The 26,010-nt window shown below is 66.3% G+C and carries 28 protein-coding genes and 1 other RNA gene; 20 read left to right on the top strand and 9 right to left on the bottom strand.

Features of this window, described 5'->3' with window-relative positions; genetic code table 11:
- Positions 1–132 precede the first annotated feature (132 nt).
- The gene (locus tag ACGFI2_RS28930; protein ID WP_393522876.1) at positions 133–378 is read left to right on the top strand and encodes a DUF3311 domain-containing protein; all 246 of its coding nucleotides are present in this window, start codon (positions 133–135) and stop codon (positions 376–378) included.
- Positions 378–2,030: a monocarboxylate uptake permease MctP gene (mctP, locus tag ACGFI2_RS28935; RefSeq protein ID WP_393522879.1), complete on the top strand. Its 1,653-nt coding sequence runs from the start codon at positions 378–380 to the stop codon at positions 2,028–2,030. The genes ACGFI2_RS28930 and mctP overlap by 1 nt, the downstream gene beginning before the upstream one ends.
- A 58-nt stretch (positions 2,031–2,088) precedes the next feature.
- On the opposite strand, the gene ACGFI2_RS28940 is transcribed toward mctP, so the two are convergent.
- The gene (locus ACGFI2_RS28940; protein ID WP_393522882.1) at positions 2,089–2,556 is read right to left on the bottom strand and encodes a MarR family winged helix-turn-helix transcriptional regulator; all 468 of its coding nucleotides are present in this window, start codon (positions 2,554–2,556) and stop codon (positions 2,089–2,091) included.
- 56 nt (positions 2,557–2,612) lie between these two features.
- Between ACGFI2_RS28940 and ACGFI2_RS28945 the strand changes: the two genes are divergently transcribed.
- Positions 2,613–3,836 (top strand): MFS transporter, encoded by a 1,224-nt coding sequence (locus ACGFI2_RS28945; protein ID WP_393522885.1) that lies wholly within the window; start codon positions 2,613–2,615, stop codon positions 3,834–3,836.
- A gap of 7 nt (positions 3,837–3,843) precedes the next feature.
- Here the strand turns inward: ACGFI2_RS28945 and ACGFI2_RS28950 are convergent, their stop codons facing one another.
- On the bottom strand, positions 3,844–4,605 hold the full coding sequence (locus ACGFI2_RS28950) for a sulfite exporter TauE/SafE family protein (protein WP_393522887.1): 762 nt from the start codon (positions 4,603–4,605) through the stop codon (positions 3,844–3,846).
- Between the two features lie 127 nt (positions 4,606–4,732).
- Here ACGFI2_RS28950 and ACGFI2_RS28955 point away from each other — a divergent pair, with 127 nt between their 5' ends.
- Together ACGFI2_RS28955 and rnpB are read left to right on the top strand one after the other, a co-directional pair.
- A complete protein-coding gene (locus ACGFI2_RS28955) occupies positions 4,733–5,707 on the top strand; it encodes a serine hydrolase domain-containing protein (protein WP_393522889.1) in 975 nt (324 codons plus the stop codon).
- 67 nt (positions 5,708–5,774) lie between these two features.
- Positions 5,775–6,184, top strand: an RNA gene (gene rnpB, locus ACGFI2_RS28960) — RNase P RNA component class A.
- Between the two features lie 390 nt (positions 6,185–6,574).
- Here the strand turns inward: rnpB and ACGFI2_RS28965 are convergent.
- The 3 genes from ACGFI2_RS28965 to ACGFI2_RS28975 all read right to left on the bottom strand — a co-directional run bounded on the left by ACGFI2_RS28965 (position 6,575) and on the right by ACGFI2_RS28975 (position 11,016).
- Positions 6,575–6,766, bottom strand: a complete 192-nt coding sequence (locus tag ACGFI2_RS28965; protein ID WP_366621202.1) for a hypothetical protein — start codon at positions 6,764–6,766, stop codon at positions 6,575–6,577.
- A 278-nt stretch (positions 6,767–7,044) separates the two neighbouring features.
- The gene (locus tag ACGFI2_RS28970) at positions 7,045–10,488 is read right to left on the bottom strand and encodes an NACHT domain-containing protein (RefSeq protein ID WP_393522892.1); all 3,444 of its coding nucleotides are present in this window, start codon (positions 10,486–10,488) and stop codon (positions 7,045–7,047) included.
- A 105-nt stretch (positions 10,489–10,593) separates the two neighbouring features.
- On the bottom strand, positions 10,594–11,016 hold the full coding sequence (locus ACGFI2_RS28975; RefSeq protein ID WP_393522895.1) for a GntR family transcriptional regulator: 423 nt from the start codon (positions 11,014–11,016) through the stop codon (positions 10,594–10,596).
- A 542-nt stretch (positions 11,017–11,558) separates the two neighbouring features.
- On the opposite strand from ACGFI2_RS28975, the gene ACGFI2_RS28980 reads away from it, so the two are divergent.
- The 4 genes from ACGFI2_RS28980 (at position 11,559) to ACGFI2_RS28995 (ending at position 13,956) form a co-directional block, all read left to right on the top strand.
- A complete protein-coding gene (locus ACGFI2_RS28980; RefSeq protein WP_393522897.1) occupies positions 11,559–11,900 on the top strand; it encodes a hypothetical protein in 342 nt (113 codons plus the stop codon).
- On the top strand, positions 11,893–12,237 hold the full coding sequence (locus ACGFI2_RS28985; RefSeq protein ID WP_393522899.1) for a hypothetical protein: 345 nt from the start codon (positions 11,893–11,895) through the stop codon (positions 12,235–12,237). The genes ACGFI2_RS28980 and ACGFI2_RS28985 overlap by 8 nt, the downstream gene beginning before the upstream one ends.
- Before the next feature lie 142 nt (positions 12,238–12,379).
- Positions 12,380–13,192, top strand: a complete 813-nt coding sequence (locus tag ACGFI2_RS28990) for a GntR family transcriptional regulator (RefSeq protein ID WP_393522901.1) — start codon at positions 12,380–12,382, stop codon at positions 13,190–13,192.
- Positions 13,180–13,956, top strand: a complete 777-nt coding sequence (locus tag ACGFI2_RS28995; RefSeq protein ID WP_393522904.1) for a glycosyltransferase family 2 protein — start codon at positions 13,180–13,182, stop codon at positions 13,954–13,956. The genes ACGFI2_RS28990 and ACGFI2_RS28995 overlap by 13 nt, the downstream gene beginning before the upstream one ends.
- Here the strand turns inward: ACGFI2_RS28995 and ACGFI2_RS29000 are convergent.
- Positions 13,940–14,389: a hypothetical protein gene (locus tag ACGFI2_RS29000; protein WP_393522907.1), complete on the bottom strand. Its 450-nt coding sequence runs from the start codon at positions 14,387–14,389 to the stop codon at positions 13,940–13,942. The genes ACGFI2_RS28995 and ACGFI2_RS29000 overlap by 17 nt on opposite strands.
- 855 nt (positions 14,390–15,244) lie before the next feature.
- Here ACGFI2_RS29000 and ACGFI2_RS29005 point away from each other — a divergent pair.
- From ACGFI2_RS29005 to ACGFI2_RS29045, 9 genes are all read left to right on the top strand, one after another.
- Positions 15,245–15,640 (top strand): transcriptional regulator, encoded by a 396-nt coding sequence (locus ACGFI2_RS29005; RefSeq protein ID WP_393522910.1) that lies wholly within the window; start codon positions 15,245–15,247, stop codon positions 15,638–15,640.
- A gap of 355 nt (positions 15,641–15,995) precedes the next feature.
- Entirely contained in the window at positions 15,996–17,534 is a 1,539-nt protein-coding gene (locus ACGFI2_RS29010; protein WP_393522949.1) for a cell division protein FtsK, read from the top strand.
- Positions 17,531–17,785 (top strand): hypothetical protein, encoded by a 255-nt coding sequence (locus tag ACGFI2_RS29015; RefSeq protein ID WP_393522913.1) that lies wholly within the window; start codon positions 17,531–17,533, stop codon positions 17,783–17,785. The genes ACGFI2_RS29010 and ACGFI2_RS29015 overlap by 4 nt, the downstream gene beginning before the upstream one ends.
- A 5-nt stretch (positions 17,786–17,790) precedes the next feature.
- Positions 17,791–17,982, top strand: a complete 192-nt coding sequence (locus tag ACGFI2_RS29020; RefSeq protein WP_208577844.1) for a hypothetical protein — start codon at positions 17,791–17,793, stop codon at positions 17,980–17,982.
- Positions 17,979–18,527, top strand: coding sequence for a DUF2637 domain-containing protein (locus ACGFI2_RS29025; protein ID WP_393522916.1), 549 nt, complete (start codon positions 17,979–17,981; stop codon positions 18,525–18,527). The genes ACGFI2_RS29020 and ACGFI2_RS29025 overlap by 4 nt, the downstream gene beginning before the upstream one ends.
- Entirely contained in the window at positions 18,524–20,278 is a 1,755-nt protein-coding gene (locus tag ACGFI2_RS29030) for a replication initiator (RefSeq protein ID WP_393522919.1), read from the top strand. The genes ACGFI2_RS29025 and ACGFI2_RS29030 overlap by 4 nt, the downstream gene beginning before the upstream one ends.
- Positions 20,278–20,460, top strand: a complete 183-nt coding sequence (locus tag ACGFI2_RS29035; protein WP_393522922.1) for a helix-turn-helix transcriptional regulator — start codon at positions 20,278–20,280, stop codon at positions 20,458–20,460. The genes ACGFI2_RS29030 and ACGFI2_RS29035 overlap by 1 nt, the downstream gene beginning before the upstream one ends.
- A complete protein-coding gene (locus ACGFI2_RS29040) occupies positions 20,460–21,653 on the top strand; it encodes a tyrosine-type recombinase/integrase (RefSeq protein WP_393522924.1) in 1,194 nt (397 codons plus the stop codon). The genes ACGFI2_RS29035 and ACGFI2_RS29040 overlap by 1 nt, the downstream gene beginning before the upstream one ends.
- A 52-nt stretch (positions 21,654–21,705) precedes the next feature.
- Positions 21,706–21,987: a hypothetical protein gene (locus ACGFI2_RS29045; protein ID WP_393522927.1), complete on the top strand. Its 282-nt coding sequence runs from the start codon at positions 21,706–21,708 to the stop codon at positions 21,985–21,987.
- A gap of 644 nt (positions 21,988–22,631) precedes the next feature.
- Here ACGFI2_RS29045 and ACGFI2_RS29050 read toward each other — a convergent pair.
- The 3 genes from ACGFI2_RS29050 to ACGFI2_RS29060 all read right to left on the bottom strand — a co-directional run bounded on the left by ACGFI2_RS29050 (position 22,632) and on the right by ACGFI2_RS29060 (position 24,894).
- Positions 22,632–23,465 (bottom strand): transposase family protein, encoded by an 834-nt coding sequence (locus tag ACGFI2_RS29050; protein WP_393522930.1) that lies wholly within the window; start codon positions 23,463–23,465, stop codon positions 22,632–22,634.
- 227 nt (positions 23,466–23,692) lie between these two features.
- The gene (locus ACGFI2_RS29055) at positions 23,693–24,289 is read right to left on the bottom strand and encodes a GNAT family N-acetyltransferase (RefSeq protein WP_393522932.1); all 597 of its coding nucleotides are present in this window, start codon (positions 24,287–24,289) and stop codon (positions 23,693–23,695) included.
- The gene (locus tag ACGFI2_RS29060) at positions 24,286–24,894 is read right to left on the bottom strand and encodes a TetR/AcrR family transcriptional regulator (protein ID WP_393522935.1); all 609 of its coding nucleotides are present in this window, start codon (positions 24,892–24,894) and stop codon (positions 24,286–24,288) included. Before ACGFI2_RS29060 ends, ACGFI2_RS29055 begins: the two co-directional genes overlap by 4 nt.
- A 227-nt stretch (positions 24,895–25,121) precedes the next feature.
- Between ACGFI2_RS29060 and ACGFI2_RS29065 the strand changes: the two genes are divergently transcribed.
- Both ACGFI2_RS29065 and ACGFI2_RS29070 read left to right on the top strand, forming a co-directional pair.
- On the top strand, positions 25,122–25,391 hold the full coding sequence (locus tag ACGFI2_RS29065; protein WP_393522937.1) for a hypothetical protein: 270 nt from the start codon (positions 25,122–25,124) through the stop codon (positions 25,389–25,391).
- Positions 25,388–25,630, top strand: coding sequence for a tyrosine-type recombinase/integrase (locus tag ACGFI2_RS29070; protein WP_393522939.1), 243 nt, complete (start codon positions 25,388–25,390; stop codon positions 25,628–25,630). Before ACGFI2_RS29065 ends, ACGFI2_RS29070 begins: the two co-directional genes overlap by 4 nt.
- Positions 25,631–26,010 lie beyond the last annotated feature (380 nt).

A 26,010-nucleotide genomic window follows, 5' to 3' on the forward strand; every position in this document is an offset into this window, starting at 1 on the left:
TCGCAAGCGCCGTTCGGCGCATCCGGGCGGCCGCTCGGCGCATCGACGTCCGACACTCGAACGTGACCGCGCTCACCGGGTCGTAGCCTCCGGCCGTCACATGGACCGCTACGACTTCCCGGAGGGTGTCACATGGACGCACCGGAACCGGAGGCGCTGGACACGGCGCGATCCCGGGCGAAGGACAAGAGTCCCTGGAACTGGTTGCTCCTCATCCCGATCGTGGTGCCGCTGATCCCGGCATTCTTCAACGCCGACTCACCCCGGCTGTTCGGGTTCCCCCGTTTCTACTGGCTGCAACTGGCCTGGATCCTGCTGGGCGTCGGCACCACCACGCTGGTCTACCAGATGACCAAGAACAAGCGGGGTGACCTCTGATGTGGCGCGACCATCTCACCGAGATCATCGTCTTCTCCGTGCTGTTCCTGCTGGTCAGCGCCATGGGCTTCGTGGCGGCCCGGTGGCGCCGGCCGCAGGACATGGCCCACCTCGACGAGTGGGGGCTGGGCGGTCGCAGCTTCGGCGGCTGGATCACCTGGTTCCTGGTCGGCGGCGACCTGTACACCGCGTACACGTTCGTGGCGGTGCCGGCGCTGATCTTCGGGGCGGGCGCGGCCGGCTTCTTCGCCGTGCCGTACACGATCGTCATCTACCCGCTGGTGTTCCTGGTGCTGTGCCGCCTCTGGTCGGTGTCGCACCGGCACGGCTTCGTCACCCCGGCCGACTTCGTCCGCAACCGGTTCGGCTCGCCGGTCCTGGCGCTGCTGGTGGCGATCACCGGCATCGTCGCCACCATGCCGTACATCGCGTTGCAGCTGGTCGGCATCGAGGCGGTGCTGAAGACCATGGGCGTCACCGGGGAGAGCGCGCTGGCCCGGCATCTGCCGATCATCATCGCGTTCGCGATCCTGGCGGCCTACACCTACCAGTCCGGGCTGCGCGCGCCGGCGCTCATCGCGTTCGTCAAGGACTCGCTGATCTACGTGGTGATCCTGGTGGCGGTGATCTACCTGCCCTACAAGCTGGGCGGCTGGGGCAGCATCTTCGACGCCGCGGACGCGAAGTTCCAGGCCACCCCGGCACCGGGCGACGGCATCCTGCTCAACGCCAACAACCAGCTCCAGTACGTGACGCTGGCGTTCGGCTCGGCGCTGGCGCTGTTCCTCTACCCGCACAGCATCACCGGCGTGCTGGCCAGCCGGAACCGGGACGTGATCAAGCGGAACATGTCCGCGCTGCCGGCGTACAGCCTGCTGCTCGGGTTGATCGCGCTGCTCGGCTACATGGCGATCGCGGCGAACGTGAAGCCGCTGCCCGGCGCCAAGGCCGGCAGCGTGGACGGCAACACGGTGGTGCCGCTGCTGTTCGACCAGCAGTTCCCGGACTGGTTCGCCGGCGTGGCGTACGCGGCCATCGGCATCGGCGCGCTGGTGCCGGCGGCGATCATGTCGATCGCGGCGGCGAACCTGTTCACCCGCAACATCTACAAGGAGTACCTGAAGCGGGACGCGACCCCGGCGCAGGAGGCGAACGTCTCGAAGATCGCCTCGCTGGTGGTGAAGGTCGGCGCGGTGGCCTGCATCGTCTTTCTCGACCCGCAGTTCTCCATCGACCTCCAGCTCATCGGCGGTGTGATCATCCTGCAGACGTTGCCGGCGGTGGCGCTGGGCCTCTACACCCGCTGGTTCCACCGGGACGCGCTGATCGCCGGCTGGGTGGCCGGCATGGGCCTGGGCATGTGGATGCTCTACCAGGTCGGCAACCCGGCGACCGGCAAGAAGCACTTCGCCGGCTCGGCGTTCCCGCTCTCCGAGTTCGGCTTCGACACCAAGAAGACGATCTACGTGGGGATCGTCGCGGTGCTGGTGAACCTGGCGGTGGCCGCGCTGGTCACGCTGGTGCTGCGGGCCGCGAAGGTGGCCGACGGCCCGGACGGCACCACCCCGGACGACTACTTCGCCGACGAGGGTGACCCCCGGGCGACCAGCGCCGCCGAGCGCGCCGACTCCGCGCCCGAACCGGTCGCGTAGAAGGAGGGGCCCCCGGTTGACGCATTCTGCACAACAGGGGGCCCCTCCTGACATCGCCTCAGCGGCGACGGTTGCGCGCGTCGAGCGCCTCGTTGAGGCGGTGCAGCAGCTCCGCGAGGCTGTCGCGGTCCGTCTCGGACCAGCCGCCCAGCATCTCGCCGTAGAGCCGGGTGCGGGCGGCCTGCACGGCCGCCATCCGCTGGAGTCCGGCCGGCGTCGCGGAGATCACCGTGCCGCGCCCGTCGGCCGGGTCGGGGGTACGCGCGATCAGGCCGTCCCGCTGGAGCGCGGAGACCTGCCGGGTGACCGTGGAGCCGTCCAGGTTGAGCCGGGCGGCGAGCGCCGAGACGTTCTGCGGGCCGGCCACGTCGAGGTGCCGCAGGATCACGTACGCGGCCCGGTCGAGCAGCCGGTGCTCCATCGTGCCGGTGCCGCGCCGGGTGGCCTCGCCGAGCCGCATCAGCAACGCGACCTCGGTCTCGATCCGGCCGAGTGTGACTTCCTTCGCGTGGGCGTCGTCGCTCATAGCTGTATGATACAAGAAAATTACCTGTACCATACAGCTATCTGGGAGGTTGCGGAGTGGATCGGCGATCCGAGCCCAACCGCAGTGCCATCTACGCCACCACACTCGTGGCGTTCCTCGCCATCGCCGGCATCGCCGTGGTGGACCCCATCCTGCCCGCCATCGGCGAGGCCATCGGCGTCACCGCCTGGCAGGTCGAACTGCTCTTCACCGCGTACATCGCGGTGATGGCCGTCGGCATGATCCCGGCCACCCTGGCCAGCGGGAGGTTCGGCTTCAAACCGGTGCTCGTCACCGGCGTGTCGGTGGTCGGTCTGGCCGCCATCGGAGCCTCGTTCAGCAACGACATCGTCCAGCTCTCCGTGCTGCGCGGCGTCTGGGGGCTGGGTAACGCGATGTTCTTCGCCACCGCCATGGTGGTGCTGGTCAACCTGGCCAACGACCGGGAATGGGTGGTCGGCCTCTTCGAGACCGCGCTCGGCCTCGGCTTCGCCGTCGGCCCGCTGATCGGCGGCCTGCTCGGCGAGGTGAGCTGGCGGCTGCCGTTCTTCGTCTGCGGCGTGTTCATGGTGCTCGCGCTCGGCGTCGCGGTCCGCAAGCTGCGCGAACCCACAAACAAGCAGTCACCGGTACGCGTCGGCCAGATCTTCGCCACCTACCGCAAGCCGGCGTTCATCACCCTCTGCGTGGTCACCGCCGCCTACAACTTCGTCTTCTTCGTCGTGCTCGGCTACACGCCGCTGTTCCTGCGCCTCGACGTCATCCCGCTGGGCCTCGCGTTCACCGGCTGGGGCCTCGGCCTGGCCGCCGGCATCCTGCTGATCGGGCACCGGCTCGCGCACCGGATCGGCGCGGTGCAGACCGTCGGCGTGGCAATCCTCGGCCTGCTGGTCTGCATGGTCCTGTTCGCCACCTCCACCGGCACCGCCACGTCGCTGGTCGTGCTCGTGATCGCCGGCCTGTTCATGGGCCTGGCCAACGCCAACCTGACCGACCTGGCGCTCGGCCTCGGCTCCGCCGACCGCCGCGTCGCCACCGGCGCGTTCAACCTCGTCCGGTGGGGCGCCGCCGCGCCCGCGCCGATCATCTCCGGCAAGCTCGCCGAACACGGCCTGGCACTGCCGTTCTGGGTCGGCTTCGGCGTCCTCGCCGTCGGTGTGGTGGTCTACCTCGCCTTCGGCCACCTGATGGCCGCCGGCTACGGCGAGCGGCTGGTGTGGAACCGGGCCGCCCGCGCCGCCGAACACGCCCCGGAGGAGCCGGTGGGGGAGGCGTACTGACCGGCGGTCAGGTCAGCGCGCGCCACAGCAGGTAGAGGCCGATCGTCGTGCCGAACACCACGATGACCGTCTTCAACACCACCGCCGGGAGCCGGCGGGCCAGCCGGGCGCCCGCGTACCCACCGACCAGGGTGGCCGGCGCGACCACCGCGACGGCCACCCACTGCACCGGGCCGAACAGCGCGAACACCACAAGCGTGGTCAGCCCCACCACGGCCGAGAGCAGGTTCTTCACCGCCGTGACCCGGGCCAGCGTCGCGTCCAGCACCAGGGCCAGCCCGGCCACCAGCATCACCCCGAGCGCCGCGCCGAAATAGCCGCCGTACACCGTGCCGACCGCGACCATGGCCTGCACCGTGACGGTACGGCGGCGCGGGCTCATCCGCGACGGATGGCCCACCAGCCGGCGCAGCGGATCCTGCAACGCCAGCACGGCGGTCGCACCCAGCACCAGGAACGGCACGACCAACTCGAACGCGCGGGCCGGGGTGGCCAGCAGCAGCACGCAGCCGACCACCGTGCCCACCGCGGCGGTGGGCAGCAGCGACCACAGCGCCCGGCCGCGCGGCAGGTCCGCCCGACTGCCCGCCACGCTCGCCACGTACCCCGGGAAGACCGCCACCGAGTTCGACACGTTCGCCGCCACCGGCGGCAGACCGGTCGCGATCAGCGCCGGGAACGTGATCAGCGAGCCGCCGCCGGCGACCGCGTTCACCGTGCCCGCGGCCAGACCGGCGGCGAGCAGCAACGCGACGTCGGAGAGATCCACGATCCCCGAGGCTAGTACGAGCCGGCCGGAACTTGGTGCACGAGACGCGGGGCCACCTCCGGAGCATGGGTTCGGTATAACGGGCATGGGTGTGGCCGGCCGGTGCTGGTCGCGGAGGGAGGCGCAGATGCGCGATCGACTGGATGACGCGCTCCGAGCCGGCCAACTCGACGGCCTGCACGCCGTCGTCGCGTCGCGCGGCGGCCGGAGCCTGCTGGAGCACTACGGGGCCGGCGAGGACTTCACCTGGGGCAATCCGCTGGGCGTGGTCGAGTTCGGACCCGGGACCCTGCACGACATGCGCTCGGTCACCAAGAGCGTGACCGCGCTGCTGTACGGCATCGCGCTCGGCGACGGGCTGGTGCCGGCGCCGCAGGAGCCGCTGCTGCCACACTTCCCGCACCATCCCGACCTGGCGGCCGACCCCGCGCGCACCCGGCTCACCGTCGGGCACGCGCTGACCATGTCGCTGGGGCTGGAGTGGCGCGAGGATCTTCCGTACGACAGCCCGGCCAACGCCGAGATCGCGATGGAGCTGGCCCCGGATCGGTACCGGTACATCCTGGAACGGCCGGTCGTCGAGCCGCCCGGCGTCCGATGGGCCTACTGCGGCGGCGCCACGGCCCTGCTCGGCAAGCTGATCGCCGACGGCACCGGGCAGTCGTTACCGGAGTACGGGCAGGCGAAGCTGTTCGACCCGCTGGGCATCAGCCGGTACGAGTGGATGGCAGGGGCGGACGGAGTGGCCTCCGCCGCGTCCGGGCTGCGACTCGTACCCCATGACCTGCTTCGGCTCGGAGAGCTGGTGTTGCGCGAGGGGGTGTGGGACGGTCGACGGCTCGTCCCCGCCGACTGGATCCGGGCGATGCTCCAGCCGCGCCTGACGACCGACTGGGACGGGCGGTACGGCTACCAGTGGTACCTCGAATCCGTCGCGGACCATCACGTGGTGGCCGCCATGGGCAACGGCGGCCAGCGCCTGTACGTCCTGCCCGACCTGGACCTCACCGTGGCCGTCACCGCCGGCAACTACGACGACCCCGACCAGTGGCGGACCCCGCTCGCGCTGCTGGAGCAGGTCATTCTCCCCGAGATCAGGTGACCCATGGGAAGGCGTCAGGGTGGAATTGAAGACACCGGGCGCGTCGTTAGGATGGGGGAGCGACGGACGAGTCGACCGGGCGGTCGCGTCGGCGGGCTCCGGCCCGCCGCCGAGGAACGTCCGGACTCCACAGGGCAGGGTGGTTGCTAACGGCAACCCGGGGTGACCCGCGGGACAGTGCCACAGAAAACAGACCGCCGGCCCGTCACGGGACGGTAAGGGTGAAACGGTGGGGTAAGAGCCCACCAGCACCCCGGGTGACCGGGGTGGCTCGGTAAACCCCACCCGGAGCAAGGCCAAGAAAGGGCCGTCACCGCAAGATGACGACCCGGCGCAGACGCTTGAGGGCTGCCCGCCCGATGTCTGCGGGTAGGCCGCTGGAGCCTGCCGGCGACGGCAGGCCGAGATGGATGGCCGCCGCCGGCGCGCCTTCGGGCGTGCCGGGCACAAAATCCGGCGTACAGGTCGACTCGTCCGTCGCCTACCAGCTCAGAGACCTGATCAAGGGTCTGAGCTGGTTCTATGTCCGGGCGTCGATGGTCGTCGTTGGTCAACTTTGGCCGGCGTTTGACGCCCTGACGACGCCCTGACGCCCTGGAGACGCCCTGAGTGCCGGCTCAGTTGACCTCTGCTCGGGTCGGGTTGGCTGCGCCGCTGTCGGCCGTCTGAAGGGCCGCGTTCGATGGTTCCGGAGCGGAGCCGGCGGCTGTGGGGGAGGGTCGGGTACGGCCTGGCGGTGGAGCTGGTGCCGCGACCCGGTGATCCGGTGGCAAGCCAGTCCTGGGGTTGGACTGGCGCGGCAGGCGGAAGCCCCGACCCCGATGGCGGTCGAGTTGCCGGCTTCCGTACCGCTCGCTGGCAAGCCGGCTATGCGAATCTGCCGGTGCCGCCCAACCGGATATCCAGGTCTCGCAGAAGGGCACCGAGCCTTCTGCTGGCCTCGGCGTCCATGTAGGGAATTGGTCTGCCTGCGGCCTGATGCTCGCCCAGGTCGTACAGCGCGACGCGAAGGTACTCGGCGGTGGCGAGGTCGAGACGCAGCTCGATCGGGTCGTCCATGCTGCGACCGTAGGAGTTTGCCGTCGTGTGGCGTAAGGGCGGTGTCCCGGCGGCTGTCGGTGGCTCACCGCCCCGGCGCCGTAGGCGGCCGGGGCGGCTTGCCGCCGGCCGGGCTTCCCGCCCTGCACCGCGCGGAGCGCGGTGCCTTGATTCCAATTAGAACGATTCGGCAGTAAAGACAGTGGTGCAAGACAGTCAGGCAAGACAGTCAGGCAAGACAGTGGTGCAAGAGTGCGATACGGGGCACTGGACGCTGTGCTGCAAGGTGTCGTCAGGTGTCACGACCCTTGTTGGACTGAAACCGAGTCTCCGTTTTCTTCAGCATATCCGGCTAGTCTTGCCACTATCGAATGGTACACATCCTCAGAAACGGAAATTCCACGGGTGGATAGATACGTTTTCAGTATGGGCGATATGGATTTCTTCCAAGCTTCCGAAGGGCGGTTAATGCGGGTAACCATCTCTAGAACGTCTCGCGGATCGACTTGCGGCCAGACTATTTCCGGATAATAGTTCAGGGAATGAAGTAGTGACCGGACTGCATCCTCTGACAGGCCGTCGCCCTTGAACTCTTTAACCATATCGGGCACTACTAGGCTTGGGCTGAAAGTATCGCTCGCCAACATGCCAGCGGAGCTGGCCCCTAGCTGGATGCCATCGGCCAGTGTAGCGCTGAAGAAGCGCTTTACTGTTACGCGGCGTAGAAAGAGATCCAGCGCATTTCGGACGTTTCCAGAAAACTGATTTGTGAAATCCTCGACGTTGAGCAGATGGGGGCATCTAAGAATTAAAACTGGCAGGGCGAAGTAGCCTTGAACCCGCTGTAGGGTTGTGGTGCCAAGGATGGCAAGCTCAGTGACTAGATCTGGTGAAAGCCGTGGTCCATCATCAATTAACAGTGACAAGAGAAGCCTCGCGCTAGATTCGGAAATACCCGATTCGGATTCTCTCGCAAGCTTTGCGAGTTTTTTATACAAATCTTCATCAAAGGGCATCATGCGAGCTAGTGACGGCACCGGCCAGCGAGCCGCAAATAGCTCTAATATTCGGCAGTGAAAATCGAGCTGAAATCGGTCAGCCGCAATGGAACCGTGCCATGTAATCAGCCCGGCCGAGATCGCAGACTCGGCCGCAATGTCACCTGCTATCCTGCTGGCTTTCTCCTTCAAATTCGGAGCAATCTCATCTGAAGGTGGATCGAAGTAGATTCGATCCGTGTTGTCGCGATTAAGTCCTCTAAGGACACTTTCTTGGCCTTCTGTGTCTAGACCGGCGAGCCAAAGATTGACAGTAGAATGCCAAGTTGAATTTTTGGATAGAAGATTCTCGGGAATCGCTTCTGGGTGAGCGGCCAGAATGGCCAGGGTCGCCATATTTGCGGTATAGTTTGCTAGACGGCATATTGGATCGAACGGTGTGGGCAAGTAGCCTTCCACGAGGTCGTATCCCTTTTTATCTCGAGCATTGCAAAAGAGCTCAATAGCAGTGTCGCGCAAATCGGCTTTCTTTGACGCTGGATAAGACATTATTTCTTTTGCGAATTCGGCTGCCGCTTGGCGTTTTAGAAGTGGCTGATGCGCTAAGATGGCTCTGAACTCTTGATCCTCCAGTGGCTGAGCGAACATGCGCTCCCTCAGTCGGTCTCGATCCATCGAAAGGTCGCGAAGCCGGTCGACGGTGTATTCTGCGACGAGGTATTCTCCGAAGGTCGCGTGGAGAAACTCGAAGTTGCTTCTACCTCTGGCAGCATCGTGTTCAGCGGACTTAGACACATGCACAAAGAAGAAGGCAGCTACAGTAGAATTTGCTCTGTCGATAGGCTCGCTAAAGTCGGCTTGAATATGAGACTGTTTCGTGGGAGCTAATGCGTGAAGGTCTTTGCCGAGGTCATTCTCCGAGACTGACTGCTTTCCCCTGTTGAACATCGCAAAGGCCGCGAGGGAAAGATCTCTTCGCAGGACCGCCTGCCTGCGCGCTATTTCGGCTGCGCCAATTTCGGTTTTTTGGAGCTTCTCTCTAACCTGCCGAAGAATAAAGGAGTCAAGCAGTCGCCTATATAGCTCTGCCCCGGATAATTCTTCACTCGCGAGGCTTTCAATCTTACTTTCTGCAGCGTAAATAGCGAGCAGGAAGAGCAGCAAAGGCTGACGAGCAAGATCCCCGTGGTGAAGCAGCTCTGCGGCCGTCAGGGGACGAAATCGAGGGCTGTCGGTGTTAGATTGGTTCCACCGCCGCACCCAATGCGAAACTTGCTCATCCGAGAGGTGCTCAAGCTTGACTAGCATAGAGTGCTTTGGAACTCGTACACGGTCCATCACCAGAACTCGCGATGTGATGATTGGGACCATTGCATGTCCGTCACGCCATTCATCTTCTTGAAATTTAGCGATTTTCTCGATGTAGCTCGTCTGTGTCACACCTGTTGCTTGGATTAATTCGTCGAGCCCATCGAAGATTATGACCTTGGTGGTTGGCGACTCACGGCAAAAGCTTCCCCAACTCACATGCTCCCGCACATTGGACTCAAGCGCACTCTCGATTTGTTGATGGATATCTGCGTCCGCATCGACCCTGCGCAGCTGAACGATGATTGGAGTATGAGAGCCGGTCGGCAGCCGAGAAGCGATTACTTCGCTAAGGAGAGTTTTCCCCGCACCTGGGTGTCCCAAAATTATTAGTGGTTTTTTGGTGCTTGCTGGATCCGCTACATAAGTTGCTAGGAAGGTTGCTAAATCCACTCGCCGCTCTTGCCTTTCCCACCAGCCATCTTGATGTGGTCGTGACTGGTCACCAGCGATTGAGAGCCGAAAGTCCGTACTTACAAAACCTTCGTTGACGTTCGGAAAAGCCAGACCTTCAACCTCAGTCCTCCAAATGGGCTGAGCTAATACGGAGCTGTACTTCCTGGATAGCTTTTTCTCTACATCCCACGCCCGTCCAACCGATGAAGTAGTCTGTGCCAGTAGTCTACGAAGTTCCGAAAGAGCCCCGGCCTGCTGGTGTTGGAGGCACTCGATGGACTTTAGGGCTGTGGTCACTGTGTTGCGGGTCGCGGCGTGCTCGCTTTGATTCATCCACAATGCGAATTCTGGCAGGTCTGCGGCTAGTCTCATGAAATGGCCTTCGTAGACAGCTACAGCCTGTTCAACAACTCTCTGGCGTAGAGTGTCGTTGTCAGGGCGGAGTGATAGCCGTTCCCAAGCGGATAGTCCCTCGACGAAGGTTAGAGTATGTGTGAACAGCTCCTCGAACCGTGATCGAATACTTTCTTTGTTTTCGAAGAACCCGTTCGTAACCGAAGGTAGTGGAAATTGCGAGTCATTAAGTTCGCGAGAAAGCCCTTGGTGATGCCGCGCCGAGCTGGAGACTAGCTGGCGCTTTTCGCTGTCGGTAATCGCTAATTTTTTTCCAGATTCTCCGAGTTCGGATTGAAATGCCTCGAAGAACGCGGTGGCAGCTAGCACGGTGTGAGCTGACTCAAGCAGATCATAGTGATGACGTCCAGTGGCGGACTTGATGCGCGCTGGAGCGGTGTTGGTGATTTCCCGGATAAGCGCAATTGCTTCGGTTTTGGGGTCGATCAATGCCAATGAAGCGCCTGCGGTCAGCGGCCCGGTTATCAACAATGCCCCGCCCAGTAGGCGATCGAGCTTCGCGATTCGGACGTCGTCTCGTGAGAGCAGCTTCAATGATTGGCTGTAGCTGAGCGAAGATCGCATCATCGATCCCAACTTTTCTTAGAATTCTCGGTAAGCGCTGAATGAATCGAGGCAATTATAGGAAGCGGAGCGGTGGTTAGCCTCATGTCTATTGGGGCTTGGCATTTCTTAGGTGTCGTCCGCGACTAGGGGCAATTGGTAGCTTCTGACTACCTCTTCTGTGACACCGCCAGTCCGCATTATCCGCTGTTGCTCGACTAGCGCGGCGCCTACTTCGATTGCGAAGAGACTCGCGAGTTCTTGGTCGGCTGGCACTAGACGGCGTCGTGTTTCCAGCTTGGCTAGCTGGTCCCTTCCGCTTATGTTGGGATTCGTATATGTGCCTCGCCCATGCTCGGTAATAATGAGCCCTTCTTCTCGTAATATTGCTAGGGCTTGTCGGATTGTGCCCCGGCTCGCCCTGAGTTCTACGGTGAGGGAGCTTTCGGCCGGCAGTAGGGCCCCTTGCGGGAGCGCGCCGCTCAAGATGCGTCGTCTGAGGTCGTTGGCGATAGCGCGATAGCGGGGTTGTCCGTAGTGCGAGTCGGGCACTCGCTCACCGTACCTGGCACTTGTCTTACCAAGTGTCAACCAATTGGGCTGTTTCGACGTCTAGACAACTCGTCCACTTGTAGATACGTTTCGTGGTATGCGGCCAGGGTGACGGCTCGTGTCAGGGGTGGTCTCGGCGCCAGCCCTGGTCGCACCTGACGCGCGGCGTCCTGTCGGACCGGTTGCGGTAGCCGCGCGGATAAGTTGGCTCGGCGATACCCGACCCGTCCCCGTCGGACGGTGCGCCGTGCCTTCATTCGAGCCGGTGGCCGGCTGCATTCCCCCGTAGTCGGCCACCGGCTCTCTTCTACCTGTGGAGGTGCGATGTCCAGCCGTCCTCGTCGACGCCACCGGCTCTCCCTGTGGTGGCCACGAAAGCGGTACCTGGCGCGATCATCCAAGAGCAAGGTCCCGCCAGCGCTGCGTCCGGCGGGAGTCCGATTGTCAGCGCGTTGGTCGGTCGAACAGACGCGGGAGTCGTCCGCGTTGCCGCTCACCCCGCCGATCACGCGAGTCCAGATCTACAGGGACGGCGTCGGGCGGTGGCCAAGGTGACGCCTACGAACAAGCGCGCCGACGTCGTGAACCATCCGGACTGGTGTGCCCCCGATCGCTGCGGTCACCTGGTCCCGCCGCTGATGTCAGAGATGACCCGCCATCATCGCGGTCCGACGCACCGAGTCGGCGACGCTCGCGTGGGCGGGTTGGTGGTCGCGTATCTCATCGGCGTCGACGCTCGGACGCCCCTGATCGCGGTTTATGCGACGTGCCGGGCCGGCATCGGCTGGGCTGAGCTGTCCCTGACGCAGGCCGCTCAACTGATCGAGCGCCTCAGCGGCCTGGTGGTCGAGGCCGACGTAGATCCCGGGAGCCACAGTGACTGAGCCGAAGAAAGAGCCGGAGAACGTCATAAGGTCGCTGACGGGCACCGTCGAATGCCCTGCGTGGTGCCGAGGATGCGGACCGAACGACCCGATGCACCGCGGGTTCCTCGCCACCGTCGGTCAGGAACGAACCGGCTGGGTCAGCGTTCAGATGCTGCTCGACCGCTTCGCGCGACGAGATCTGGTCGTGAAACTCGACGCCACCCGCAACGGCGCGCCCCAGCCCGTCCTGCTCGACCGAATCCGTCTGGACCGGCTCATCTACGAACTGACCTACGCCCGGTTGGTGATGATGACCAAAGGCCAGCACCTGGAAGAGCGCGATGAGCGCCCCTGACCGCCGGCGCCCCGGCCGGGCCTCCTCGCTTACTAGGCGACAGACCAAGCTGCCTGCGGCACCGGTCGCTCCGGTCCCCGAACGCCCGGCCGGGGGGACCACCTGGCAGACGTTGGAACGTCTAGGGGGTACGGTGGCCGGTGTGCAAGGTCGGGACTGGCGCCCTCGCTACCTGCAACTCGCCGAAGAGTTGCGGGCAAAGATCATGGGCGGCGAACTGGCTCCCGGCACCCTGATGCCGAGCGAAACCGAGCTTGCCGAGTCATCCGGCCTGTCCCGCACCAGCGTGCGTAACGCGATCCGGCAGCTCCGCGAGTGGGGCCTGGTCCGCGCCGAGCAGGGACGCGGAACCTACGTGCGGGCACCCCGCCAACGGGTACGCCGACGCAACGCCGAGCGCTACCAGTGGGAGAAGGACCGTGTCCTGCTCGACGAGGACGAGCGGCTGAAGACCGGCGCCACCGAGCACGACACCGGCCTGACCGTCGACGACCTCAAGTTCCACGCCGAGTACACCCGCGTGGAGGCCGATATGGAGATGGCGGCGGCCTTGCAGGTCGACCCGGGCGCGACGCTGCTGCGCCGGGTCTACTGGACCTCCTCCCGGCAGGAGAACGCGCCGCTGACCGTGTCCTACTCGTACCTGCCGTACGACCTGGTGACCGCGAACCCGGACCTGCTCGACGAGGGCAAGGAACCGTGGCCGGGCGGCACACAGCACCAGCTCCACACCATCGGCATCGAGCTGGACCGGATCGACGACGAGATCCGCGCGCGTCCGCCGTCGCCGGATGAGGCCGAACTCCTGGACATCGACCCGGGCGTCTCCGTCCTCACCGTGCGGAAGACTTCCGTCGACACTGCCGGCCGGGTCGTCGAGGTCGCCGATGTCGTGATGCCTGGCGACCGCACTGAGCTTGTCTACTCCCACAAACTTCAGCGGTGGAGAACTTGACGCAGCTCGTCTCGGTCGTCACCCCGGTCCACGCGCCCAGCATCGAGCACCTTGCTGGCGCCTACGAGTCGTTGGCCAAGCAGGAGATGCCCCCCGGGTGGGACTGGCAATGGCTCGTCCAGGAGGACGGGCAAACCGGCGCCCTGGCCGACACGCTGCCCGACGATCCCCGGATCAGTCTCGGCATCGGCCGCCCCGGCGGACCGGGTGTTGCCCGTACCCTCGCGCTTTCCCGGGTCTCTGGTGACCTCATCAAGGTCTTGGACGCCGACGACCAGTTGACCCCCGGCGCGCTCGCCCGGGACATCGCCGCGTTCGACGCGCATCCGCAGATCGGTTGGACCACCTCGCGGGTACTCGATCTGCTGCCCGACGGGTCAACCGCCGGCTGGGACAAGGACCCGGCCGGCGGGGTCGTCGACCGCGGTGCGGTCCTGTCGTTCTGGCAAGCCAACGACTACCGGGCATCCGTGCACCCGGCGACGCTGTGCCTGCGGCGGGATCTCGTCTTCGCCCTGGGCGGCTGGATGGCGCTTCCCGCCTCCGAGGACACGGGCCTGCTGCTCGCCGCCAACGCCGTCAGCGCCGGCTACTTCACCCGGGAGTATGGGCTGCTCTACCGCAAGTGGCCTGGCCAGGTCACCAGCCAGGCCGCACACCGGGAACCGGCCGAGTACCAGGCACGTATGCGGATCATCGAGGCCAGAGCCGACGCCCTGGCCTCGATTCTGCCGAACGGTCTACCGCTTACGCCTCTGGCGTAGCCTCGTGCCCCGGCATGCCGTGGGTGCGACGTCGCTCCTTCATCTCCGCTTCGTAGATGTGCCTTCGACCGCCGGCTAGCTTCTCCCGAGCTTCCCGTTCGATCTGCTGGAACGCGGCGTAGTAGCCGTCGTCGAACTCCTCCACGATCTGGAAGGTCCAGCGGCCCGGGAGCACGTTGCGACCCAACAGCTCGCGCTCCACACGGCTGGCCATCACATCGTGGCCTGCCTGACGTAGTAGTTCGGCCGCCCGGTCAAGGGTCAGGTCTGCGCCACCCACGAGCTGATGAAGGGCATACAAGTGGCCGCGGGCTCGATGGACGGTCTCTAACGCCTTACTCAGTTCCCCAAGGGCTTGGACGGTCAGGTCATCTACGCCGTCGGGCCTTGAATGATCACTGTCTATGGACATCTTGCCGCGCTTGTTGACCATGATGCCACTCAGTCTACTGGTGCGCGTTCTGCGGCCCGGTCCGGCGATACGAACAAATGTGAGCGCCTGTTGGATTTGCGAACCTGCCGAGGTGTCGCGCTATTATCTTGGCTGCGCTTCACCCGAATGCCCGAATGGCTCGGCGTGAACAATTCTCTCAACCTAATGAGAGGATCATTCTGTTCAGGAGGAGGAGCAAGCTGCCCGTGAAACGAGAACAAGACTCATATCGTGTCCGACGGCGGAAGCCCAAGAATCAGTCCAGCTCGGGAAACTGTCTACGGGATGACCTGGTCTGGTACGTCCGGCTGGTCTCGCCCATCGTCGCTTCCCTGGTCACGGACTGGTTCCAGGGTGGTAACGGGGGCCGGCCTGCCTAGCTGTCCGGCTATCTGATCGCACATGCCAGCCCCCGGGGGGTCGCATCGCACTCGTGACGTGCATGCGGCCCCTCGCCCTATTGGCGTGGCCTCTAGGGCGTCTATCACCTCGCTGATCACCAAGGTTATTGACTTGAACGTCTAGCGCATCTCGAAGACCTCGATGGGGCCTTCGCTGCCTTCGGCCAAGACCTTACTTGATAGTTGTAAGAACTACCAAATCTTTGGTGGCTGGAGTGCCAGATTTTTAGGCCTCGGCGTTCGGGTGCCGACCATTGCCGAAGATTAGTCGCATTATTGCGGGGGCGGGTCTGGGTCGGAGGGCTCCTCGCGTACCTCGATCCCTCCGGAAGTTGGGTGACCGCGGTAGGCGGCGAACGCCCACCCCTCGACGAGACCTGTTGACTTGTCTGCCAAGTGCCGTCTACCTTGGACCGCAACTTGGCAGACAAGTTAACAAGTTGGAGGTTGAGCGATGGCTCTTCGAGGCGGAACCCGGTTCGCCGTGCGGTTCGAGGACGTGTTCCCGGCTGGGTGCGCGTTGGTGCCCGAGTCGATGGGTGAGGTCGAGGACTACGACGAGAAGACGGGCCGGCGTAGCCCGGCGAAGGACAAGCTGACCGGCCAGCGGGTGTGGCAGGTGCGGGTGATGGACCTGGACCCGGAGCTTGGCAAGCGGTCGCGTGAGACGACGGTGAAGATCTCGGCGGACTACCAGCCGGTCCCGCCGACGGGTGCGCCGTTCGAGGCGGTGGAGTTCGACGGGATGACGGTCACGCCGTACGTGAGCAACAACAACAGGATGGCGTACTCGTTGCGCGCGACCGGACTGCGGGCGCCGGCGGGCGTGGCCAAGAAGGCGGCGGTGTAGCCGCATTTGGTGGGGGCGGGGCTGTCAGGTCTTGGCGGACGGCAGCCCCGCCCTCTGTCTCTTTCCCCTGCTCTGTCGAGAGAGGTAGTGACGTGTCCAAGGGTATGCGTCCGGCTGGCCGTGGCTGGCCTCGGTGTGGCGTGTGTCAGTCCCGGTTCGATCCGACCACGGGTGCCGATGGCCGGTGTGAGGGCTGCGTGGGGCAGCTCGTGCTTCCGTTTCCTCCGGTTCGGGATGCGTCGGGCCGGTTCGTGTCGCTGCGGGGTGCCAAGTGATCGGGCGGCCTCGCGGTGAGGTGGTGACGACCTCGGCCGGTGACCTGCTGGTGTTCCGTCCGAGGCGTTTCGAGCTGCCGATGTGGGCGGTGGTGCTCGGCTTGGTGCTGCGCTGGTCGGGGCGGGTGCTGTGGTGGTGCCTGCGTCATCCGGTGGCTACCGCCTCGGTGGTGCTGGCGCTGTGGCTGTACGTCGAGTTCGACTGGCCCGGCCTGGTGGTGCCGCTCGTGGTGGCGTCGGCGGCCTCGGCGGTGTGGCGCTGGCGGGATGAGTCGTCGTGGTGGGCGTGGCTGGCGGGTCCGCTGCTGGGAGCGTTCCGGCGGGTGTTCGTCTACCGGCGGGTGTGGCGTGAGGCCATGACCCTGTGCGGGCTCGCGGAGACCTTCGACCGTCGGCACGTCCTCCCTGACCTGCTGCGGGTCCGCTCGGATCAGGCCCTGGACGTGTTGACGGTGCGGATGGTCCGGGGTCAGACGCCGGAGCAGTTCCAGCGGGTGAGCGCGAACCTGGCGTACGCCTTCGGCAGGCGCCATGCCCGGGTCTACGCGGAACGCCCCGGCGACCCGCCGACTCGTGCCGGTCGGGGTGCGTGGGTGCTGCGGCTGGTGGATCGGGTGCGGTATCGGGACCGGCCGACGGTCGTCTACGTGGCGTTGGTGCGGACCGATGCGCTGCGCACGCTGGTGCCGCCGTTCCCGGTGCCGTCTGTGCCGGACTTCACCGCGCTGCCGCTGGCCCGGCGGGAGGACCTGCGTGCCTGGTCGCTGCATCTGCTCGCGACTCACGTCCTGGTGGGCGGCGCCACCCGGTCGGGGAAGGGCTCGGTGCTGTGGTCGCTGGTCCGGGTCGTCGGCGGCGGTGTCGCCTCGGGGCTGGTGCGGCTGTGGGTGGTCGACCCGAAGGGCGGGATGGAGTTCGCGCTCGGCCGGCCGATGTTCGCCCGGTTCGCGTGTAAGTCGTTCGAGGCGATGGCGGACCTGCTCGACGAGGCCGTGACGGTGCTGCGGGAGCGTCAGACCCGCCTGGCGGGAACGGTGCGGGTGCACACGCCGACCGAGGCTGACCCCCTGGTCGTGGTCGTCGTCGACGAGATGGCGGCACTGACCGCGTACTTGCAGGATGTCGAGCTGCGCAGGCGCATCGCCTCGTCGCTGGGGGTGTTGCTGTCGCAGGGGGCCGGCGTCGGCGTGCTGGTGGTGGCCGCGTTGCAGGACCCGCGTAAGGAGGTGCTGCCGTTTAGGGACCTGTTCCCGACCCGCATCGCGCTGGGGCTGACCGAGGCATCTCAGGTTGACATGGTCCTCGGTGACGGTGCCCGCAACCGGGGCGCGCTCGCGGATCAGATGCCCCGGTGGGCGAAGGGCGTCGGGTACGTGATCCTCGACGGCACCCCCGACCCGATGCGGGTGCGGTTCTCGTACGTCAGCGACGACGACATCCGCGACATGGCCCAGCGGTTCCCGGCGCCGGCTGACGCCTCGGACATCCTCGCTCAGGTCGGCCGGGAGACTGCCACCGAACCGGTACGGCTTCCGTTGCCGCGTAAGCCGTCCGGGCGGCTGCTGCCCGATGCGCTGCGCAACCTCCTCGACTCCGACGGCGGGGGTGAGCCGCGGTGACTGTCGCCCCGATCGGTCGTCGGTTCTACCGGCTGCGTACCCCCGAACCGGTCACCGCCGTGTCCGTGCGCGTCGACCCGGAGCGGCCCGACCCGTACCCGGTGTATCTGGCGGTTGGTGCGGGCCGGCGACGGATGTCCCTGACCCCCGACGAGGCGTGGGCGCTGTGGCGCTGCCTCTCCGAAGCCGTCGCCACGCTCGGCGCCCCTCCCGACTACATCCGCACCGACATCCGACCGGCCAGGAGGTAACCGTGATGACCACCCTCACCCGCATCGTCAACCGGCTCCGCCGCCCGCTGCGCATCCGCCTCGTCGGCCCGGCCGACCAGACCGCCGCCGCCCTGCACGGCCTGGCGCACATGGTCAACCGCCGCCCCGACATGGCCGACCGGCGCATCCGCATCGACCTGACCATCCGCGACAAGCCGTTGCAGGAGTGGCGATGACCGAGCGCACCGAATCCGCCGTACGCCTGGTGATCCTGCTCGCCATCGCCGCCATGGCCGGCGCCGCCGCCTTCACCCACGTCCACGACCTGTCCGTCACCCACGGCCAACCGAACTGGATCGGCTGGGCCAACGCCGTAGCGGTCGAGCTGATGACGATCTACCTCGGCCTGGAACTACGCGCCCGCCGCCGCGCCGGTCGACCGGTCGGCCTGGTCGGCTCGCTGCTGGTGGCGTTCGCGTTGCTGTCCCTCGCGGCCCAGGTCGCGGAAGCCGAATCGTCGGTGTGGGGCTGGGTCGTGGCGGCGGTGCCGTCGCTGGCCTTCCTCGCCCTGGTCAAGGTCGTCCTGTCCAACGCCCCGGTCACGCCGCCGGCTGTCGAGCCGGACCAGCCCGACGCCTACCGGTACGACGAGCCGGCGGAAGCCACCGAGGTCGAACCGGTCCGCCCGACCGTCCCGGCGTCGCCCGTCGTCCCGGCGGTGCTACCTCCGCGCAGCGTTGCCCAGTCCAACCGGCCGCACGTCGTCGGGATCATCCGATGACCGCGCCGACCCTGCCCGGCCTCGCGCCGGCCGCCCCGACCCCGGCTGCTGCTCCTCGGCCGGGGTCGCGGGCGGCCCGCATGGCGCTCCCTCGCTCGGTCGACGTGCTCAAGGAGATCGCCGCCGAGTACGGCGTGTGCGTGCGCCCTCTGGCCATGCGCCGCACGGATCTTGACACCGGCCTGACCGAGGTCATCGACCTGCCGTGCGGCGCGACGCGGGAGGACAAGTGCGCGCCGTGCGCGAAGAAGAACCGCCGGCTGCGGCAGGCACAGATTCGGGAGGGCTGGCACCGCGACGACGAGCCGCTACCGCCCCCGGAGCCGGCGACCGAGGAACAGGAATCCCTGGTCCTCTTCCGCGCGCACCTGGAGTTCTCCCGTGACGAGGCGTCCCGGGCGTGCCAGTGGGACCAGGTGGACGACCTCGACGAGGCGATCCGGGAAGTGGAAGAGGCGATCGCGGCCGAAGGGCTCCGGGGACGCGTCGCCCCTCCGCACGCCACCGGCGACGACGACCAGGGCGACGACGACACCGGCCCGCGCCGCAAGCGCTCGACCCGGCGGCGGCAGGACGCCCCGGAACTACCTCGGCGCAAGGTCGAGCCGCGCACGGTCGGCAGGACGTACACCGCGCCGGACGGGGCCACCTACCGGCCGTCGATGTGGCTGACGCTCACCCTCGACTCCTACGGCCCGGTCCGCCCCGACGGCACGCCGCTCAACCCTGACCGGTACGACTACCGCCGGGCCGCGTGGGATGCGGTGCACTTCCCTCGGCTGCTGGATCGGTTCTGGCAGAACCTGCGGCGGTGTGAGGGCTGGAACGTCCAGTACGCCGGTTGCGTCGAGCCGCAACGCCGCCTCGCCCCTCACGCGCACTTCGCCATTCGGGGCACGATTCCCCGGGACATCCTGCGCACCGTCGCGGCGGCGACCTACCACCAGGTGTGGTGGCCGGCAGTTGACGTCCAGCGGTACACCGTCGACCGGCCTCCGCTGTGGGATGAGGACGCCTGCGCGTGGGTCGACCCGGACACCCGCCGGCCGCTGACCACCTGGACGGAAGCGCTCGACGCCATCGACGAGGACCCGGACGCGGATCCGGTGCACGTGGTGCGCTTCGGCGCCCAGGTCGACGCGCGTGGCGTCATGCCCGGCACCGAGGACGCCGAGCGGACCATCCGGTACGTCACGAAGTACATCACCAAGCACACCGGCGACTGCCACAAGGCGACCACCGGCCGGCAGCGGGCGCACCTGGACCGGCTGTGGCGGGAACTGCGCCTGACCCCGTGTACCGACCGGTGCGCGAACTGGCTGCTGTACGGCGTCCAGCCGAAGAAGGCGCACGCGAAGCTCAAGCCGGGCCGCTGCAAGGGCAAGGTTCACCAGCGGGACACCCTCGGCATCGGTGGCCGGCGCGTCCTCATCTCCCGCGACTGGTCCGGCAAGACGCTCTCCGACCACAAGCACGACGTGCGGGCCTGGGTGCGTGCGCTGCTCGGCGTCACCGTCGGCCTTGATGGCGTCGACGACCAGGGCGCCACCGTCGAACCGGTCCGCCACGCCTGGGAACTGGCGCGGCCCGATGATCCGGACGTGCCGGCGATGGCTCACCGGTTGCTGCGGTCAATCAGCGAACGTGCCCGCTGGCGTTCCGAACTGCTCGCCGCCAAGGACCGCGCGGCCCAGCTCCCCGACGACGACTCGACGACGGAAACGGACGACAAGACGGGGGAGGGGCTGTGATGACGGCCAACGACAAGCTGTGGACGGTTCGGGACGTGTCGGCGTACCTCCGGGTGCCGCAGGAGACGCTGTACCGCTGGCGCAAGGTCAAGTACGGTCCGCCGGCGGCCCGGGTCGGCCGACACTTGCGCTACGAGCCGGAAGCGGTCCGGGCCTGGGTACGTGAGCAGGCGGCGGCCTGATGGGGCACGTCGAAGACCGCTGGTACAAGACGCTGCGTCACGAGGGCGGCCGGAAAGAGCGGGTCAAGACGCAACTGTTCGGCAAGGGCCTGCGCTACCGGGTGCGGTACATCGGGCCGGACGGCAAGGAGCGCAAGAAGTCCTTCCCGGACCGGGCCAAGCGCGAGGCTGAGGCGTTCATGGTCTCGACCGAGACGGACAAGCTCCGCGGCTCCTACGTCGATCCGCTGGCCGGCCGGATGACCTTCGCCGAGTACGCCGAAACCTGGCTGCGTACCCGGTCCTTCGACGAGTCGACGCGGGAGGTCACCGAGCATCGGGTACGCAAGCACCTGCTGCCGTTCTTCGGCTCTCGGCAACTGGCGGCGATCAAGCCGGGCCACATCCGGGAGTGGGACTCCGCGTTGGTCGGCAAGCTGGCCCCGGCGACCCGGGCCGTGATCTTCGCGCACCTGCGGACCATCCTCGGCGCGGCCGTCGACGACGAACGGATCGCGAAGAACCCGTGTTCGGCAAAGTCGGTCACCGCGCCGCGACCGGTGCAGCGCCGGATAGTGCCGCTGCGCTACGACCAGGTTTCGGCAATCCGCGGTGGCCTCGCCCAGCGGTACCGGGCGATGGTCGACCTGGGCGCCGGCTGCGGTCTGCGGCAGGGCGAAATCCTGGGGCTCGGCGTCGACGACATCGACCTTGACGCCGGATGGGTGCACGTCTCGCGTCAGGTCAAGCTCGTCCGCTCCCGGCTCGTCTTCGGCCTGCCCAAGAACGACCGGGACCGCCGGATACCGCTGCCCGACTCCGTCGCCCTGGTGCTGCGCCAGCACATCGACGACTTCCCGCCGGTGTCGCTCACCCTGCCGTGGGAGAACCCGGCCGACGAGGAGCGGGTGACGGTGCCGCTGCTGTTCACCACCACCCGGCGCGGTGCGATCAACCGGCACACCTTCGACGACAAGAGTTGGCGCCCCGCCGTACGGGCGGCCGGCATCACGCCGACCCGAGCCACCGGCATGCACGCGCTGCGCCACTTCTACGCCTCGTCCCTGCTCGACGCGGGGGAGAGCATCAAGGCCCTGGCGTCGTACCTCGGCCACGCCGACCCCGGGTTCACGCTCCGGGTCTACACGCACCTGATGCCGGCCAGCGAGGAACGCACCCGCAACGCGATCGACAGCCTGTTCAACCATGAGTAGACCAGGCATGGTGCAACCCGACTCCATGAGCCCGGTCGGGCACGATGCTCGGATGAGCAACCCCTACGAGACGGGCCGCTTCGCTGCGGTCAGCGATGTCAACCAGGTCGCCTCCCGTGACGACGTGGCGCGAGTCGTGCGTGAGATGGCCGACGACCTTCGCCGTAACCCCGGTGCTTGGGAGAACTCGACCCTTGAGCGCTTCCTCGACGCGTTGTCGGTATCGCTGACGGCCCTGCCCAATCTCTACGCGAACCGGGGAGAGAGCTTCCCCGACCAACCCAACTGGAAGATCCTCGCCGAAACGCTGGTCATGGCGAGCGGCTACGAATAGGCCCCGGCGGGCCATGCGCTTTCGCGCGCTGACGCCCTAGCGACGCCCTGAGAGGGTGTCAGGAGGGTAAAACGCCTGCTCAGAGTGTGTGCACCCTTCACAATCCGGCGTACAGGTCGACTCGTCCGTCGCCCACCAGCTCAGAGCCGTGATCAAGGCTCTGAGCTGGTCGTTTATCTGGTGCCGTTGGTTGACCTTGGTCATCGTTGGGTGGCGTTTGACGGCCTGGCCACGGCCTGAGACGGCCTGGAGACGGCCTGAGCGAGGGCTCAGTCAACCTTGGATCCGGCCTACGCCCTGCCTCGTCCTGAGGGCCTTCCGGGCGGCGTGAGGGCTCTGCCGCTGTGCCGCCAGCTGTCGTGGGCGCCGGGCTCGTCCTGGCGGTGGAGCTGGTGCCGCGACCCGCTCATCCGGTGGCAAGCCAGTCTCGGGGTTGGACTGGCGCGGCAGGCGGAAGCCCCGACCATCCGACTAGAGCGGCCCCGCAGGCTTCCGTTACGGCCTCGCTGAGGCTGGTTCCTCTCCCCGTGGGGCGGTGTCCCGGCGGCTGTCGGTGGCTCACCGCCAGTCTCCACAAATCATCCTCGCCGGATGACGCCGACACCGCCGACCGGCAACGCCTGCATCGAGTTACGAGACATCGTTTACGACCTCGTGCACAGTTGGTGGCGCGATGATGAGCGCGTTTCACCGAACGTAAGGTGCGGCGGGTAGTGCCCTACGCCGCCGGGTGGTGTTCTCGCTGCGGCCGGTGTGTTGGTGGTCGGACAGGAGGCCGGCGATCGCGCGGATGGTGGTGTCGAAGGACTCCCGCCGGCCGTGGTAGCGGCCGAGGATTCGCCAGTTCTTGAGGTGTCCGATGGCGTGCTCGACCGGATGCGCTGGGAGGAGTGCCGTTTGCGGGCCGCCTCGTGGGCGGCGGTGACACTCGGTGGTAGGGAGGTTTGACGTTTGCGTGGCTTGGGTCTGGGGGTGATGACCGCGCCGTTGGTGTCGGTGCCGAGGCCCTGGTAGCCGGCGTCGGCGAGGATCTGTACGTCCAGTGGCGCGTTCAGGAGAAGGTCGACCAGTCCGGCGGTGCGGGCCTGGGTGATGTCGTGCATCGACCCGGGACGTGTCTCGCCGCAGAACAGCAACCGCCCGAGCGGATCACAGATCACCAGGGCTTTCATGGTGTTCAGCCGGGCCTTGCCGGACACGAACCGGTCCCGGCCCGCTCGGCCCGCGACCGGACGGCGCACCCGCACTTCGGTGGCGTCCATCAACGCCTGCGGGTGGTGTCCGAGGTGGGCCACCACGTCGGAGAGGGTCCGGAGCCGGACACCGTCGCGTACCCGGCAGCCGCGCTCGGCCAGCAGGGGGCTGATCTCGGCGATGCTGCGGCTGATCGTCGAGCGATGCACCCCGAACCAGGCCGCGATCACGTCGTGGGTGAGCCCGTGACGGAGATGGACCACCGTGGCCAGCAGCCGATCCACGAACCCGAACCGGTGCCTGGCACCTGCTCCGATCCGGCGACGGCGTGTCCGCGAGGCGAGCCGGTCACGGTGCTGAGCCCGCCACCGCGGCCTCAACTCGCTGACCAGGCCCTCAATCACTGAGCGGGACAGGCCCGTCAAACGCCGGTTGGTCATGATCGCAGCGCCCACCATGACGCGAACAGCGATCATCGATGCTCAAGGATTCGCTACCGTGCACGAGGTCGTTAGCGAGCAGGTGTCTTCAGAGTCATCGACACGTACGCGGAGAACCCGGCCCGGGCGGAGAACTTCACCGGACGAGTGCTCGATTCGCTGAAGCCGAGTTTTCGATAGAGGCCGAGCGCGGGTGCGTTCGTGTCCTTGATGTCGCGAAGCACGAACTCGTCGTACGGCAGCTGCAACAGGTGCCTCATCAGCGCCGTCGCGACACCCATCCCCTGGTGCTGCGGTGCTGTGGTGACGAAGCCGATCTCGGCCAGACCGGGACGCGCACCGTTGTATGCTCCGAGGAACTGACTCCGCACGATGAAGTAGCTGATCAGGCCGTGCAGCACTCCGAGTCCGCGCTGCATCTCTCGACGGTTGGGCTCGAAGCACTCCTGACTGCCTTCCGTGACGGACGCGATCGCGGCGGGTTCCCCGTCGACCAGCGCCACGTAGAAGCGCTCGAGGATGATCATGTGCTCGAATGCGTCCGCGAGTGCCCGTGGGTCCTTCGAGAAGTACTCGAAGTCCTCGGCGAATCCTTGAACGAGGACCTCGGTGATGCGTCGGCGGTATCCCTGGCCCAGTGCGTCGCCGCGCTTGATCTCGATGGTCATGAGGCTCCTTTTCGGGTCAGCAGGCGAAGCACGAGGTCGACGCCTGTCTCGGTCATCGCGTCCGGGATGACCGTTCGCATGCTGGCGATGCCAGACAACGTCGCGAAGTAGTAGGCCGTCAGCTGAGCAGGCTCGCCGTCCTCGAACTGACCGGCCGCTTGACCGCGACGCACGAGAGCTGCGAAGGCGTCCCACAGTGGGCGCTGGGTGGTCGCCAGCCGCTCCGCGGTTCCGGCCGGGGTATCCGTCAGAAACCCCTGGTTGATAACCAGGAAGAACTCGGCCTCGCCGTTCCCGTTTGCGAGGTCGGTCAGGAACACGCACGTGAAGTCGCGCACCAAGGTGAGCGGATCCGCGTCGCTCGAGAGCACCGCGGATGCTGCGACCAGACCGGCCGAGGCCTGATCGAGCAGCGCGTCGAACAGCGCTTCCTTGCTCGCATAGTGGCGGTAGATCGACCCCGTGCTGAGGCCGGCCTCTTCCGCGATATGTCTGATGCTCGACGCGGCGAATCCGCGCTTCGCGAAGACACGGACCGCCGCGCCCTCGATGGTCTCGCGCGTCGCGTTGCGCATCGCCGCGTTCTGCTCCGGTGTTCGCGTCAACGCTACTCCAATAGAATGAACTCTTGTTCACTATACGAGCACAGGTGGTGTCGTGCGCGACGATCGGGGTGCGAGGGAGCCGGGCCGGCTACGACGCGGGCTTCGCGGCCGTCACGGGGTTGGAGATGGCGCACCGCCCGTGCTTACCACCACGATCGCCGTCGCCGCCACGTTGATCTGGATCAAGACCGACTTGATCAACACGGCCTAGCCTCGACTCGGGCTGGGTGCACGTCGTCCGACAGGTCAAGGTGGTCCGCTCCCGGCTGGTCTTCGGCCTGCCCAAGAACGACCGGGACCGTCGCGTACCACTGCCCGACTCCGTGGCCCAGTCACTCAAGGAGCACACCGAGAAGTATGACCCGCTGTCGATCACCCTGCCGTGGGAGGACCCGTTCAGCGACGAGCGGGTGACGGTGCCGCTGCTGTTCACCACCACCCGCCGGGGTGCAATCAAGCGGGCACCCTCGACGATAAGAACTGGCGTCCGGCGGTGAGGGCGGCCGGCATCGTCCCGACTCGGGCGACCGGCATGCACGCGCTGCGCCACTTCTACGCCTCGGCGTTGCTCGACGCGGGGGAGAGCATCAAGGCCCTCGCCTCGTACCTGGGGCACTCCTACCCCGGCTGCACGCTCCGGGTCTACACCCACCTGATGCCGGCTAGCGAGGGACGCACCCGCCGGGCCATCGACGATGTCCTTGGCCTCAGGGACCTTAGAGAACCTACTTGGTAGGACCAGATTGTCGTACGTGCCTGCGAAGCTTGTTTGCCAGCGAGCCTTTGAAGCTGGCGCACGGTGCTAGAAGGAAGAGGGATGACGACACTCGGTGATGCGAACCCGATTTCGGCTTGGCTCGGTGTTTATGTGGGTGTCCCTGACGGCCCTGACAGCATGCGGGGCCACAACCGAACCAGCTACCGCAGGATCAGTTGGGAGCTCTGAGCCCGAGTCGAGCACATCGACGCAGATGGTCGCGGGCGATGCTGCTGTCTGGGATCTCAGTCCGGGGCAGAGCCTTCAGAGGGCGGTCCGCAGTAACTTGATCTGATCTATACGTTGCGTCCGGTTGGTGGCCTTGCGGCAGATTCGCCATTGATAGCGACCAGTCGATG

Origin of the sequence: Micromonospora sp. NPDC049282, from assembly GCF_043197045.1 — a bacterium.
GTDB lineage: Bacteria > Actinomycetota > Actinomycetes > Mycobacteriales > Micromonosporaceae > Micromonospora.